Annotated in this window: 12 protein-coding genes; 3 read left to right on the top strand and 9 right to left on the bottom strand. The window is 33.2% G+C overall.

Features of this window, described 5'->3' with window-relative positions:
• Positions 1-22: 22 nt before the first annotated feature.
• The 3 genes from ACYX4H_RS01870 to ACYX4H_RS01880 all read left to right on the top strand — a co-directional run bounded on the left by ACYX4H_RS01870 (position 23) and on the right by ACYX4H_RS01880 (position 3,629).
• Positions 23-1,357 carry a M28 family peptidase gene (locus ACYX4H_RS01870; protein ID WP_476237520.1) on the top strand — a complete coding sequence of 445 codons (1,335 nt, stop codon included), beginning with the start codon at positions 23-25 and terminating at the stop codon, positions 1,355-1,357.
• 61 nt (positions 1,358-1,418) lie between these two features.
• Positions 1,419-3,059 carry a M1 family metallopeptidase gene (locus ACYX4H_RS01875; protein ID WP_476237521.1) on the top strand — a complete coding sequence of 547 codons (1,641 nt, stop codon included), beginning with the start codon at positions 1,419-1,421 and terminating at the stop codon, positions 3,057-3,059.
• Positions 3,060-3,062: 3 nt separating this feature from the next.
• Complete coding sequence (locus tag ACYX4H_RS01880; RefSeq protein WP_475295488.1) at positions 3,063-3,629, top strand: YdeI/OmpD-associated family protein; 567 nt, start codon at positions 3,063-3,065, stop codon at positions 3,627-3,629.
• Here ACYX4H_RS01880 and ACYX4H_RS01885 read toward each other — a convergent pair whose 3' ends face one another.
• The 9 genes from ACYX4H_RS01885 to ACYX4H_RS01925 all read right to left on the bottom strand — a co-directional run bounded on the left by ACYX4H_RS01885 (position 3,630) and on the right by ACYX4H_RS01925 (position 14,680).
• Complete coding sequence (locus ACYX4H_RS01885; protein WP_476237522.1) at positions 3,630-4,517, bottom strand: carbohydrate kinase family protein; 888 nt, start codon at positions 4,515-4,517, stop codon at positions 3,630-3,632.
• 2 nt (positions 4,518-4,519) lie between these two features.
• The gene (locus ACYX4H_RS01890) at positions 4,520-5,794 is read right to left on the bottom strand and encodes a glycosyltransferase (protein WP_476237523.1); all 1,275 of its coding nucleotides are present in this window, start codon (positions 5,792-5,794) and stop codon (positions 4,520-4,522) included.
• A 12-nt stretch (positions 5,795-5,806) separates the two neighbouring features.
• A complete protein-coding gene (locus ACYX4H_RS01895) occupies positions 5,807-7,891 on the bottom strand; it encodes an HAD-IIB family hydrolase (RefSeq protein WP_476237524.1) in 2,085 nt (694 codons plus the stop codon).
• Positions 7,892-8,068: 177 nt separating this feature from the next.
• A complete protein-coding gene (locus ACYX4H_RS01900) occupies positions 8,069-9,529 on the bottom strand; it encodes a MoxR family ATPase (RefSeq protein ID WP_476237525.1) in 1,461 nt (486 codons plus the stop codon).
• A 32-nt stretch (positions 9,530-9,561) separates the two neighbouring features.
• Positions 9,562-10,689, bottom strand: a complete 1,128-nt coding sequence (locus ACYX4H_RS01905) for a vWA domain-containing protein (RefSeq protein ID WP_476237526.1) — start codon at positions 10,687-10,689, stop codon at positions 9,562-9,564.
• Between the two features lie 89 nt (positions 10,690-10,778).
• Positions 10,779-11,456 carry a Crp/Fnr family transcriptional regulator gene (locus ACYX4H_RS01910; RefSeq protein WP_476237527.1) on the bottom strand — a complete coding sequence of 226 codons (678 nt, stop codon included), beginning with the start codon at positions 11,454-11,456 and terminating at the stop codon, positions 10,779-10,781.
• A 33-nt stretch (positions 11,457-11,489) separates the two neighbouring features.
• Positions 11,490-12,293: a universal stress protein gene (locus tag ACYX4H_RS01915; protein ID WP_476237528.1), complete on the bottom strand. Its 804-nt coding sequence runs from the start codon at positions 12,291-12,293 to the stop codon at positions 11,490-11,492.
• Between the two features lie 93 nt (positions 12,294-12,386).
• Positions 12,387-13,436 (bottom strand): response regulator, encoded by a 1,050-nt coding sequence (locus tag ACYX4H_RS01920; RefSeq protein WP_476237529.1) that lies wholly within the window; start codon positions 13,434-13,436, stop codon positions 12,387-12,389.
• A complete protein-coding gene (locus ACYX4H_RS01925) occupies positions 13,436-14,680 on the bottom strand; it encodes a PAS domain-containing sensor histidine kinase (protein WP_476237531.1) in 1,245 nt (414 codons plus the stop codon). The genes ACYX4H_RS01920 and ACYX4H_RS01925 overlap by 1 nt, the downstream gene beginning before the upstream one ends.
• Positions 14,681-14,794 lie beyond the last annotated feature (114 nt).

Consider the following 14,794-nt stretch of genomic DNA (forward strand, 5'->3'; position numbering starts at 1 on the left):
TTTGATATAAAAACTCATTAAAATGACATTTAAAACACTGGTACTTTTTCTTTTTACTATAAGTATAACTTACGGCCAACAAAAACCTGAAATTTACAATATTATTGAAGCTGTTTCGGCTGAAAGAATTCAAAAAGACATTCAAACTTTAGTAAACTTTGGCACGCGTAACACCTTTAGTGACACGCTTTCTAACACACGCGGAATTGGCGCTGCTAGACGATGGATTAAAAAAGAATTTGAAAATATTTCAAAAGAATGTAACAACTGTTTAGAAGTGTTTTACCAAAAAGATTTTGTAAAAAAAGAAGGCAACCGCAGAGTACCTCATGATGCGTGGGTTGTAAATGTAGTTGCAATTCAACGTGGCACAAAATACCCAAACCGCTTTGTAATTATGAGTGGCGATATAGATTCTAGAGCCAGTGATACTATGGATTTTACTACTGATGCTCCTGGAGCAAATGATAATGCCTCTGGTATGGCAGGAACTATTGAGGCTGCAAGGGTTTTAAGTAAATACACTTTTGAAAGCAGCATTGTTTATGTAGGCTTATCGGGTGAAGAACAAGGGCTTTTTGGAGGCGCTGGTTTAGCTAAATATGCAAAAGATAATAATTGGGATATTATTGGAGTTTTAAACAATGATATGATTGGAAACATAAAAGGAGTTGACGGTGTTATTGATAATAGAACTTTTAGAATTTTTTCTGAACCTGTGCCACCCACAGAAACCGAACGCCAACGTAAACTACGCCGTTTTTATGGTGGCGAAGTTGATGGAATTTCGAGGCAATTGGCACGCTACATTCATAAAAACACAAAAACATACATGCCTGAAATGAACCCTATGATGGTTTATAGGTTAGACAGGTTTGGTCGTGGCGGTCACCATCGTCCGTTTAACGACTTAGGTTTTGCGGGTATTCGTATAATGGAAGCCCACGAAAATTACACACAACAACACCAAGATATTCGTAAAGAAAATGGTATCAAATACGGTGATGTTATTGAACACGTAAATTTTAATTACGCTAAAAAGCTAACAGCTGTAAACGCAATTAATTTAGCAAGTTTAGCTTGGGCGCCACCACAACCAAAAAATGTAGCTATTGGTGGTATTGTTGAAGCTTCGGTAAAATTTAAATGGACTAAAGTTGAAGATGTTAAAGGCTACAAAATTTATTGGCGAGATACCACATCACCAACCTGGGATCATAGCCGATATGTAGGCAATGTTTCAGAATTTACACTAAATGGTATTGTTATTGATAATTTTTTCTTCGGAATTTCATCTATTAACGAAAATGGTTTTGAAAGCGTTATAACATTTCCAAATGAAATTTTTCAAAATTAAATTATACAATCTTTAACAAAAACCTATTGATAAATAAATATTTTTAAGAAAAATTAAAAATATGAAACATTTTTACATAAAATTCATTTTAATATGTATTTCAGTAAATAATATACAAGCACAATTACTAACTGAAAAACACCACTTTACCAAACAAGATACACTTCGTGGCAGCATAACACCAGAGCGCGCTTGGTGGGATTTAACGTATTACCATTTAGATATTAAGGTAAACCCCGAAAAAAAAATTATTTCTGGTAAAAACACCATAACCTATAAAGTTTTAAAACCACATACGGTAATGCAAATAGATTTGCAAACACCCATGAAACTTTTAAAAGCAACACAAAACGGTAAAAAACTTAGTATAAAACATGAAGGTAATGCGCACTTTATTACGCTTATAGACACGCAAGAAATTAACGCTATTAATACCATTGATGTTTTTTATGAAGGCCACCCGCGCGAAGCGGTTAATGCCCCTTGGGATGGTGGTATTTCTTGGAAAAAAGACACCAACGGAAATCATTTTATAGCCTCTTCTTGCCAAGGCTTAGGCGCAAGTGTTTGGTGGCCTTGTAAAGACCATATGTATGATGAAGTTGAAGGCATGAAAATTAGTGTTAATGTACCCGATAATTTAATGAATGTATCTAACGGAGTACTTGTAAGTGAAGAACAATATGGTAATACAAAAACATACCGTTGGCTTGTAAAAAACCCTATTAACAACTACGGTGTTAATATTAATATTGGTGATTATGTTAGTTTTTCTGAAGTTTATGATGGCAAAGGCGGAAACCTTAAAATGAGTTATTATGTACTTAGAGACAATTTAGAAAAGGCCAAAGAACAATTTAAACAAGCACCAAAAACCATTGAAGCTTTTGAGCATTGGTTTGGGCAATATCCTTTTTATGCCGATGGTTATAAACTTGTTGAAGTACCGTATTTAGGTATGGAACACCAAAGCAGTGTTACCTACGGAAATAAATATAAAAATGGCTATTTAGGCAATGATTTATCGGGTTCTGGTTGGGGTTTAAAATTCGATTTTATTATTGTTCACGAAACCGGCCATGAATGGTTTGCAAACAATATAACCAATAAAGATATTGCCGATATGTGGATACATGAAAGTTTTACAGCATATTCTGAAAGTTTATACGTTGAGTACTTTTTTGGTAAGCAGGCAGGCGCAGAATATGTTGTTGGCACAAAACGCGCTGTAGCTAATGATAGGCCTATGATAGGCAATTACAATGTAAACCACGAAGGCTCTGCCGATATTTATTATAAAGGCGCTAACATGCTGCACACCTTACGCCAACTAATTGAAAATGATGAGAAATGGCGTGAAATTTTAACTGGTTTAAACACCACATTTTATCATCAAACAGTTACAACTAAACAAATTGAAGATTATTTAAGTCAACAAACAGGTATAGATTTAACCGCTTTTTTTAATCAGTATTTAAGAACCATAAAAATTCCAACTTTAGAATATACTATTAATGGTAAAAACTTAAAATACCGTTACACTAATATTGTTGACGGTTTTGATATGCCTATTAAAGTTATATTGAATAATGAAATACAATGGCTATTTCCAAAAGCCGATTGGAATACATTGAAAACCGATAAAAAAGTCACTAATTTTAAAGCAGATGCTAATTTTTATATTGAAGTGAAAAACAATTAACTCTTGAAAGCATTACCCGAGCTTTATTTTGAACGAGATACCGATTGGTATGATTGGCTTTTAAAAAACCACCACACCAACGATGCCGTTTATCTTATATTTTATAAATTAGAAATGAACATTCCTACAATGCGATGGGAAGAAGCTGTTAAAGTAGCACTCTGCTTTGGTTGGATAGATTCTACTGTAAAAAGTTTAGGCAACGGTAAAAGGCGTCAATATTTTAGCAAACGTAACCCTAAAAGTACATGGAGTGCGCTTAACAAGCGCTACATAGCAGAATTAGAACAATCTGGTTTAATACAAAAACCGGGTTATAAAATGATTGAGTTAGCAAAACAAACCGGTACTTGGACGGCAATGGATGCTGTTGAAAATGGTATTATTCCAAATGAACTTCAAAAAGCTTTTAATAAAAACCCTGAAGCATTTAAAAACTATAAAAACTTTGCCAAAGGTTACCAAAAGCAATATTTATCTTGGTTAAATAGTGCTAAACGGCAAGAAACCCAACAAAAACGAATTACAGAAATTATTAAACTTTGTGAAGCAAATATTAAAACGCGCTAATTAATTTGCATTCATAAACTTTTCTACCTCACTTAGGTTTATTTTGGGGTTTGCCCCTTCTTTACTGGCTACCAAAGCACCTACAGCACTTGCAAAATCTAGTGCTTTTTGTTTATCATTACCTTGTAATAATTGACTAATTAATGATGCTAAAAAAGAATCGCCTGCACCTACGGTATCTTCAACCTTTATTTTATAGGTTTTACTAAAAAAAATTTCGTTATTATAAAATAAAAGCGCCCCTTTTGCACCTAATGTAACGCATATATGCTTTGTGTTTGTTTGTTTAGAAATAAACTTTACTGCAGGCTGCACCTCACTAAAATTGCTTCCTAGTAGTTCACAAATTTCAAAAAGTTCGTCATCATTAAACTTTATAAAATTAGCTTTTTCCATTAATGTTATTAACGTACGTTTTGTGTAATGAGGCGCTCGTAAATTAACATCAAAAACGTTATAAGGTGATACGTCTAACAACTCAAATAAGGTTTTTCTAGACACGTCATCTCTAGTAATTAAGCTACCGTAAATAAAAGCATTGGCGTAATTAACAGCATCTGTCATGGCGCTTAATTTTACTATTTTATCCCATGCTTTCGGATAGGTTATGGTGTAACTTGCGCTTCCATTAGCATCTAAAGAAATGGCTACTTCACCTGTACCATAATCTTTTTTTTCTTGAATTAAATCGGTGTTTAATTTGTACGTTTTTAGGTGTTTTAAAAGTTCAACACCTAAATCGTCTTTTCCAATAGCACTAATCATTTTCACGTCATGATTAAAAGAAGCTAACCTTAGTGCTACATTTAATGGTGCTCCGCCAATTTTTTTGGTGTTGTTTGGAAACACATCCCATAATACTTCACCAAAACAAACAACTTTATACATAATTAATAAATGTTTGTTTCCATGGTTTGTTGGTTTATTGAATTTCTAAACACTTGTAACATGCGTTTAGCAATACCTGTCCAACCAAAATTTCTTCTAGCAAAACGAGCACCCTCAACAGATAATTCGTTTCTTAAATTTGGATATAATAAAGGCATTGAAAGCATTGCACCAAATTCTATTGGCCTATGCGGATCTGCAAAAAGTGCTTGATTTCCAAAATCAATTAAATCATACAAACCACCATGCACTGTTACTACACTTGGTGTACCACAAGCCATAGCTTCAATAGCTACCATACCAAATGGCTCGTAACGCGATGGCATTGCAAATATATTTGCAGAGCGATATACATTGGCTAAATCTTCATCGGCTATATAATTTTTCCATTTAATTTTATCTGTTACGCCTAACTCTGCAGCCAATGTTTTCAGCTTTTTAATACCTAATTTATCTTGTGTAGAATCTCCACCAACGGCTGCCACCAATCGTGCTTCTGGGCAAAGTTCAAAAACAGTAGGTAATGCTTTAATTAACAAATCATAACCTTTGTTATGTGCCATTCTTCCTAAGGCTAAAATATCAGTTGGATTAATATCATACTTCACCCTTATTTTATCGTTTTCTTTGGTTGGCACCGGAAAAAATCTATTTTCATCAATTCCTGGTGGAATCATAGTACAATTTCTTGGTAACACATCATATTGTTGCGTTAATAAATCTACCTGCGGAAGTGTTGTTGCTACAATATGGTTACACATTTGGTATACAAAATATTCTTTTCTTATACGCTCTTTAAAACGATAGGTTTTCTCCATTTCTTTTTCGTCCATATCGCTTCCCATAGTGTGTTGTTTCCACCACCCTAAAGAATGCGGTGTATGCACATGCGAAATACCTAATTCTTCGGCTATTTTTTGTCCTGCCCAACCTGCATCCCAGTAATGAGAATATACTATATCATACTTTTTTCGTTCTTTTTTTATGGCCGCCAAGGTATTAGTTACAAACTTTTTTAGGTGGTCATGCATATCTTCTTTCCTAATGAATTCTTTACCACCAAATGGAATACGCCATACGCTAAAGTTTTCATCTACATGATCATATTCTGGTTGGTCTTCAAACTGGCGTGTAACTAAATCTACATTTCTGCCTAAACGGCTAAATCTATCAGCTAATTCAAGCACATAAACTACTTGTCCGCCTGTATCAGGTTTTCCAAGTTCTGGTGTTGCTGATACGTATCCGTGTAAAGAGATCATTAAAATTGATTTCATAATTCTGTAGTTTTATTTTTTAATTAATTTTAAATCATGGCAAGCCGATATATATTGTGCGGCAGACCATGCTTGGTATGCTTTACCCATTGGTTTTCCTGTGGTTCCGTGTGCCCACTCTGTAAATTCCCATTCGTTATTTATACCTTCTTTATTTATTAAGGCTAGTTTGTATAATTCTGAAATTGCTACGTCTTTTAGTCCTAATTTATTAACAAACTTTACCCAAAAACCGCCTACAAATGGCCATATACCCCCATTGTGATAATGGTTTGGAAGGTTTAGTAAATTAACCGTGTAGTATGGTCTCCAATCAGGGTCGCCTGGACTTACTACAGGGTATACATTAGCAACAGGATAAGGGTCATTAACACCAACACCTAACATAAATTTAAACGTTTGATGTGCTTTTTCGGCATCAATAGTACCATGTAAAAAGGCTAAAACATTTCCTAAAACATCACAACGCCAACTAAAATCAAAAGGTGTGGTTTGAGCAATTAAATAGGAAGTATCACCTAGTGTGAATTGTTTTTCGGCAAAAGAAACAGATTGAAATAATTGTTGCTGTGTTGATGGCCAAAAGTTTTGTACAATTTCTTTTTTAATAACTTGAGACCAACGAATATATTCGCCTGCTTGCTCATGATCACCTAACATTTCAAGCATACGCCCGTAGCAAACATTGGCCCTGTACCATAAAATTTCATCGTATAAAATATTGTAGCTTCTACCAAAAAGGTCTGTCCAATCACCTGCTTCAGGAATTTCTAAAAGTGCATCATTATTACTATCATGCGCACTTAACCAACGCATGGTTTCTTTAATTCCATCAATATGTTCGCGCAGAAAAACAATATCTTTAGTTACGTTTACATATTCATAAAAAGCAATTATTACCCAAATACCGCTATCTATTGAGCATATGCCACCAACACCAGAATAATCTGGAACGTTGTCTTTTATGCGTACATTTGAAGGTATTTGTCCGTTTCTTGAAATATGCTCAAAAAGTGTTAATAATGTTTGCCTTTGGCATTGGTGTATTTCTTTATCATGAATTAATGGTAACGAGCCTATTACAGTAATAGCACCATCTCTTGCCCACACACTATAATAATTTTCATCTGTACCATGCGCTACGTTATCTTCTATTGAACAGGCTGAAAAACCTAAAGGTGTAATGTTTTTTTTCAAGGCTTCAACCGCTTTTACATAACCTTCTTTAATTAGTGCTACTTTTTCATCTTCATCTTCTAAAGCAATACTATCTAACTCTTTTTTTATAAAAAAATCATCGCTATGATCAATGGTTGTAGCTACTTTTGCTTCTTCTGGAAGGACTTCAAAATATATCAACCCTTCAATAACACCATTACTTTTTTCTTGTTCTGTATGGTATACTTGTTTGTGCTTTGTGTATTTGTAAAGTTCTTCATGGGCATTTGAAACCACAATACCTTTCACATTTTTTAAATCGAACATGGCCGAATCATTTCCACTATCGCCCGCCACAACAGTTTCAACTGTACTAATATTCAACTTTTTAAGCAACCATTGTAGTGCGTTACCTTTATTGGCAAATTTTGGAAGAATATCTAAATATTTTTCTTGTGAATACACCACATTTACATGCATATCTGCACTGTAAAATTGTGCCTCTATGTTTTCTATTAAATTTGCTGATGCGTTATGAAAAAAATAGCTGCGTTTGTAAGCATGTTGAAACCTTGAAGGCTGCTCACTTATTGGATGATTTATATTGTTTATAATAGTTTCAACAGATTGCAAATCCCACCCATCATCTAAAACATCATTAAATTCTTTTAGAACAGCATTATTTTTAAAATCGAAAATATGTGTGCCAACACCAGATATTATGTAATCTGGTTCTGGTAAAACGCCATTTTCTATTAAGTTTAAAACATCATCAATTAAACGCCCAGTGTTGTATGTTAAAAGAATACTTTCGGGCTTATGCTTTTTCCAAACATTTTTAAAACTACTTTTATAGGTATGAAAATCTATTAAAGTATTATCAATATCAAAGGACAACAACTTTATGTTATCTTGATTTTTAATGCCTTTTTCGCTCATAGAAAAATTTTAATTTTTATGCGTTTTTACCTGATTTTTGATTAAATTAAGGCTAAAAACACACAAAAACAAGCAAAAAAGGACTGTTTTAATACATTTTCAGAATGTGCTAAACTGATAGTTTTATGATTGCTGATATGTGAAACTATGTAGTATTTTGTTGCTGATTTAACAATACTAAATACCGCTAATAAAACTTCCGTAAGGATCTTTAAACTGTAAGCCTTTTGAGAAACGTTTTTTGCTAAGTTGTTTATTTTCGGCAAGCGCCCAAAGCACAAATTCTTTCATAAAGTACGTGTCTTCTGGTTTTAAATTGGGTGTGTATTTAGCCAACAAATCGTTTAAAGGAGACACGGCATCTAAAATGCTTTGGTATTCCTTATTTCTTAAATCGTCATATAACTCAAAACCTTCGGTTTGGTTAAAAAACCAAGACACAATATCATCATAAGGAGTTTCTTCGTTTTGCTTTTTCAACTTCTCAATAGGCGGAAACATTGTTTCAAATAAACTTTTTACAGCAGCACCTATTAAACTGTAAGCAACCACTGCAGCTCCTTCTTGCTCGCCTTCATACACCAACTCTACTTTGCCTGTAATAGATGGAATAACGCCTAAAAAATCGGTTAATCTAAGCATGGTGTTTTCATCATTAGCTAATAAAGCACGTCTTTCGGCAGTGCTTAATAAGTTTTCAAAAGCGGTAATACTTAAGCGCGCACTTACACCAGATTTGGCATCAATGTACTCGCTATTTCGGGCCTCAAACACTATTTGTTCTAATAAATCTTTGGCTAATTCGGGCACATACACATTATTTTTTTGGCTTTCAACCAAATTAGCTTCTTGTGCTGTAATGGTGCGTGCTGTTTTAATATCTTGCGGATAATGTGTTAAAATTTGTGAACCAATTCTATCTTTTAAAGGTGTTACAATACTACCTCTGTTGGTATAATCTTCTGGGTTTGCTGTAAATAAAAATTGTACATCTAAAGGCAAACGCACTTTAAAACCTCTAATTTGGATATCACCTTCTTGTAAAATATTGAACAACGCTACTTGAATTCTGGCTTGTAAATCTGGCAACTCATTAATTACAAAAATGCAACGGTTGGCTCTTGGAATCATGCCATAGTGAATAACACGATCATCAGCATAACTTAATTTTAAATTAGCCGCTTTAATGGGGTCTACATCGCCAATAATATCGGCCACAGTTACATCAGGTGTGGCTAATTTTTCAGCAAAACGTGCACTTCTGTGCAACCATTTAATTGGAGTATCATCTGCTTTTTCTTTAATTAATTCAATGGCATATCTTGAAATTGGATTTAAAGGGTCGTCATTAATTTCAGAACCTTCAACTACTGGTATATATTCATCTAAAAGATTGAGCATTAAACGTGCTAAACGTGTTTTTGCTTGCCCACGCAACCCTAATAGGTTGATATTATGACGTGATAAAATGGCACGCTCTAACTCTGGAATTACGGTATTTTCATAACCATGAACGCCTGTAAATGCCGTTTCTTTATTTTTAATTTTTTCAATTAAATTATCTCGAAGTTCATCTTTTATTGATTTAGGTTGGTATCCTGTTTTTTTTAGTGCTCCTAATGTTTTAATATTTTCCATTTCTTTAGCTTTTGCTATTAACGTTTAATTAATTAGCCTTTTATTCTTTTTTTTCTGTTGGTTTCATAATCTTCAAAAATCATTTCACCTAAACCTTTAAGGCCTGTGTAAAATGCTTTTCCTTGGTTTGCATAAGTAAACTCACGCACAAATTGCATGAGGTAATTGTCTTGAGCAATCATGAATGTTGTTATTGGAATGTGAAGCTTTCTGGCTTGCTGCGCCATCATATAACATTTGTTTACAATATGCTCATCTAACCCCATACTGTTTTTATAATATTGACCATCTGGCAAGCGTAAGCAGCTTGGTTTACCATCGGTAATCATAAAAATTTGTTTATTGGTATTTCGTTTTCTTCTTAATAAATCCATTGCTAATTCTAAACCAGCAACGGTATTGGTATGATATGGACCAACTTTTAAATAAGGTAAATCTTTAATTTCTATTTGCCACGCATCATTACCAAATACTAAAATATCTAGAGTATCTTTAGGGTATCTGGTAGTTATTAATTCTGCTAAGGCCATGGCTACTTTTTTGGCGGGTGTTATGCGGTCTTCGCCATATAAAATCATGCTGTGGCTAATATCAATCATGAGTACGGTACTCATTTGAGATTTATGCAAGGTGTCTTCAACAACCAAATCGTTTTCCGAAAGGGTAAAATCTGAAATACCATGATTTATTTGTGCGTTTTTTAAGCTTTCTGTTATAGATACTTTATCTAAAGCATCACCAAATTGATAGGCTCTAAAATCTCCGGTGTGTTCATCTCCAATTCCTGGTGCTTTACTTTTGTGATTGCCTTGGCCACTGCGTTTAATTTTACCAAAAATTTGGTTTAAGGCTTGTTGCCTAATGGCGCGTTCGGTTTTTGCAGTTATTGCTAAACTACCATTGCCGTTAGGGTCTATTTCTTCTTTTAAATAGCCTTTTTTCTTGAGGTCTTCAATAAAATCATCAACGGTATAATCTGGTGTGGTAAGTTTGTATTCTTTATCTAGCTCTCTTAACCAATCTATGGCCTCATCAAAATCACCAGAAGTATGTGTTATTAACTCTTTAAATATTTCAAAAAGCTTATCAAAAGGCGATTGGTATGGTGCTTCATATGTTTTAAATACAAAGCCCTTTTTTACGGTTTTAGTGTGTTTCATAGCCCTATAAAAATACTACATTTTGATGTAACCTTTTATAGGGTGATATTATATTTATCTATAGTTTAACACAATTTTATTATTGTGAGCTATTCAATACGTTTTAACCCTTCAATATTTTCAATTTTAATGTATTTGCCTTTAGTTGAGATTAAACCTTCTTTTTTAAATTGAGATAATACACGTATGGCAGATTCTGTTGCAGTACCAACAATATTGGCATAATCTTCGCGAGATAAAAGTACGCTGAGAGTACCATCATTGTTTTCGCCAAAACTATCATGAATATAAATTAAGGTTTCAGCTAAACGCTGTTTTACCGATTTTTGTGCCATGTTTACTATAACCTCATCGGCTTCCTTTAAATCATTAGCCATATTTTTTAAAACATCTAAAGTAAATTTTGGATTTTTTTGTAAATCGGCTAGAATTTCTCTTTTAGGAATAAAACATAGTTGCATATCATTTAAAGCTATGGCTTTTAGGTTAGAGCGCTCTTCACTTACTACAGAACGTTGCCCAAGCAAATCTCCTTGCACCACCATTTTTACTATTTGATCTTTACCGTTTTCGCTTAATTTGGTGAGTTTACAAATACCATCGCGTATACAATATACGCCATTTAGCATATCGCCTTCTTCAAAAATAACATCGCCTTTTTTTACTGTTTTTGAAGTTTTGCATGCTGAAATTCTAATTAACTCACTTTTTGTTAATGATTTAAGCGAATTAAATTGTTTGATGATACATTGTTCACATTTGCCCATAATACGTTGTTTTAATAAACTACCTGACGTTTTTTAGTGTAATACCAAGAAAGGAATATCTGTGTAATATTTTATTTTTGGCATTTTTGGATGAAACAAGATTTTTTCAAAATAGCTTAAGTTTTTGGCAAGCATAGTTATTAGGTTAATTTGCTGTTTTTCAACAAAGTCTTGCACCTGATTTTCTATGTGATTGTTTGATAAGAAATGAAAACTATGTTCATTGGTTCCTAAATAAGCATCTAGTAATTCTTTATTTCGTTTTTGGTCTTCGTTTAAAACTGTAGTTTCATTTTTAATGTGTAAAACCCTTGCCGATGCTTTGTTAGACTCTATAATTCCTGTAATAGCATCTAATGTTTTTGAAGAATACACCGAGAGAAAATCTGTTGGAAACGCTATTTCTGTTAATTGTGAATATTTTGCATTTTCTGGCACCACAATAGTGGCACACCTAACCTTGGTAATTACGTTTGATGCATTACTGCCAATGGGTGTATTTTTAATACCAGAACTTCCTCTGGTACCCATTACTATAAAATCTATTTGATTTTGCTCAACTTGTTTACGTACTGAGCTCACCAAATAGCCTGCATCTACAACACTAAAAAACTTATGTTTTGAGCTGTTTGGTAATTGCTTTTTAATTTTACTTAAAAGTAATTGCAACTGCTTTTTGCATGTTTCCTGTTCATTAAAAGACGCCTTTGCATTAGGCCCATGGCAAACATGTAACACGTAAAAGTTGCAGGTTGATTTTTTAAAAAAATGAACCGCATACTCAACTGCATTCCAAGCATTATCAGAAAAATCTGTTGGTATTAAAATATTAGCCATTGCTTCTTCTTCCTTAATTTACAAGGACAAAGGTAGTGCTAAGGCTAAAATTGAAATATGACCAATATCAGAATTTAAGCTGGCTAAAACCGGTTATTCTATTCTTTTAAGCTCTTGTAGGTTTAATACTTTTATATTACGACCTTCAATTTCAATAATACCAGCATCTTTAAAACGCGACAATGTTCTAATTAAACTTTCGGTTGCAACACCGGCAACACTGGCTAAATCGTTTCTAGAAATTCTAATAAAATCGGTTGGTTTACTGCCTAATTTATCCGCAAACTTTAAAATAGTAGTAGCAGTTCTCTTTTTAACAGAGCTGTAAGCCATTTCTAACAATTGATCTTTTACATTTACTAAATCGTCATTTAAAAGCTGAATTAAATCTAAAGTAACATTATGGTTGCTACTAATAATTTCCATAAATTCATTTTTTGTAATACCTAGTAAAACAGATTCTTTAATGGCTGCAGCTGTTTCTTTATAAGTAGTATTATCTGTAAAAGAGGTATAACCAAACAAATCATCTTCTTTGTGTAATGCTGTGGTTAAATCTTTTCCTTGATCATCTAATTTATGGCATTTTACTAAGCCTTTTTCTATTAAATAAATGTAGTTTGAATGCTGACCTTCTTCATAAATTATTTCGCCTTGTTTAAAGGTGAAGGTTTTACCATTATCATCAAAAAAGTTTTTTAAATCGTTTAAATTTCTAATGCTTTGGTCATCATCATCGCTATTTACAGCATTTTCTCTGTTATCTTTTAAAATAGCTGCTTTGGCTAGCCTACTTTCAATGGCGCTAATTAGCTCATCTTCTTCAAAGGGTTTTGTTATGTAATCATCGGCACCTAAATCCATACCCTTTCGCACATCTTTTCGTTCAGTTTTAGCTGATAAAAATATAAACGGAATGTGTTTGGTTTCTTCTGTTTCTGATAATCCTTGCAACACACCGTAACCATCTAATTCGGGCATCATAATATCACATACAATAATATCTGGCTGTATATTTAATGCCGTGTTTAAGCCTATTTTACCATTTGGTGCTGTGGTTACGTTGTAGTTTGATAGCTCTAATAATTCGGCTGTGTTTTCTCTTAAAATAACGTCGTCTTCTATTAAAAGTATGTGTTTCATTAATTAGCTTTATTTGGTAATTTTATGGTGAATGTGCTTCCTTTGTTTTCTGTACTTATAAAATTTATAGTGCCGCCTAAATTGTTTAAATGACTTTTTACAATATTTAAGCCTATGCCGGTGCCCTGAATTAACAATGCGTTTTCAGACCTAAAGTAACGATTAAAAATTTGTTTTTGGTCTTTTTCTGGTATGCCAATACCGTTGTCTGTTACAGTAAAAGTTGTAGTGCTTTCATCTTGTTGTATTTGTAAAACAATTTCTGAGTGTTCTGGCGAATATTTAATAGCATTATGCACCAAATTACTCAAAGCTAATTCTACTATTTTCTCATCTTGATGGAGAGATAAACCATCAATATTTTCAGGGTATTTAATAGTTTGTCCTTCTTTTAAAAGCATATTGGCATTATATATAACCTCATCAACCACTTTTGTAAGCATAAAGTTTACATATTTGTATGATACTTTACCGGTTTCTAGCTTTTCAATTGATAAAAAATCGTTTAAAATATTGTTTAAATAATGTACTTTATCTGTAATAGTTTTTATGTGTTTGTCTCGCCTTTCCTGCTGCTCTGTTAATTTATATTTACTTAACAACATAGCCGATGTTAAAATGCCACTTAATGGTGTTTTAAACTCATGCGACACTAATGACAAGAATTTGGTTTTCAACTCATTAAGTTCTTTTTCTTTTTTAAGCGCATTACTTATTTTATTTTGAGCTTCAATACGTTTTTGTATTTCAATATCACGTTTTTGGTTGGCTATTTTAAGCTCTGTAACGGTAGTGCTTAACTGTGCTGTTCTTTCGGCTACTTTTTGCTCTAATTTATTATTTAACGCTTGTAATTCTTGCTCTTGTTTTTTTCTAACAGAAATATCAATAACCAGCGCCATTATGTAATCTTCGCCATTAATGTGCAACGGGTTTAAACCTGCTTCAACCGGAAACGTTGTGCCGTTTTTACAAGCGCCATACAAATCTCGCCCCTGCCCCATTTGGCGCTTTTTTTGTTTTTTCATAAACCCTTCAACATGCGCACTATGGCCTGCTTTGTACTTTTTGGGTATTAACGTATCTAAATGTTTATTAATTAATTCTTTGTGGTTATAGCCAAACATACTTTCGGCAGATTTGTTTGCTGCCACAATATGCTGTGTTTTATCTACTACAATTACGCCTTCTGAAACAGCTTCAAAAAGCACATTAAAAACATTTGTATCGTTTTGAAAAATCATTAAAACATTAGTTGGTTACATAAAACTGTAAAAGGTAAAAATATATAATTCATGACAGAAATCATATTTTAATTTTAAGCATCTGCACAATTTTGCAAAAGGTAAAATGAGCAA

The sequence above is a fragment of the Seonamhaeicola sp. ABD4_340 genome, assembly GCF_056312135.1.

Coding starts and splice junctions, on each gene's coding strand:
- ACYX4H_RS01870 (WP_476237520.1), top strand. CDS start 23: ATGACATTTAAAACACTGGTACTTTTTCTTTTTACTATAAGTATAACT.
- ACYX4H_RS01875 (WP_476237521.1), top strand. CDS start 1,419: ATGAAACATTTTTACATAAAATTCATTTTAATATGTATTTCAGTAAAT.
- ACYX4H_RS01885 (WP_476237522.1), bottom strand. CDS start 4,517: ATGTATAAAGTTGTTTGTTTTGGTGAAGTATTATGGGATGTGTTTCCA.
- ACYX4H_RS01890 (WP_476237523.1), bottom strand. CDS start 5,794: ATGAAATCAATTTTAATGATCTCTTTACACGGATACGTATCAGCAACA.
- ACYX4H_RS01895 (WP_476237524.1), bottom strand. CDS start 7,891: ATGAGCGAAAAAGGCATTAAAAATCAAGATAACATAAAGTTGTTGTCC.
- ACYX4H_RS01900 (WP_476237525.1), bottom strand. CDS start 9,529: ATGGAAAATATTAAAACATTAGGAGCACTAAAAAAAACAGGATACCAA.
- ACYX4H_RS01905 (WP_476237526.1), bottom strand. CDS start 10,689: ATGAAACACACTAAAACCGTAAAAAAGGGCTTTGTATTTAAAACATAT.
- ACYX4H_RS01910 (WP_476237527.1), bottom strand. CDS start 11,456: ATGGGCAAATGTGAACAATGTATCATCAAACAATTTAATTCGCTTAAA.
- ACYX4H_RS01915 (WP_476237528.1), bottom strand. CDS start 12,293: ATGGCTAATATTTTAATACCAACAGATTTTTCTGATAATGCTTGGAAT.
- ACYX4H_RS01920 (WP_476237529.1), bottom strand. CDS start 13,436: ATGAAACACATACTTTTAATAGAAGACGACGTTATTTTAAGAGAAAAC.
- ACYX4H_RS01925 (WP_476237531.1), bottom strand. CDS start 14,680: ATGATTTTTCAAAACGATACAAATGTTTTTAATGTGCTTTTTGAAGCT.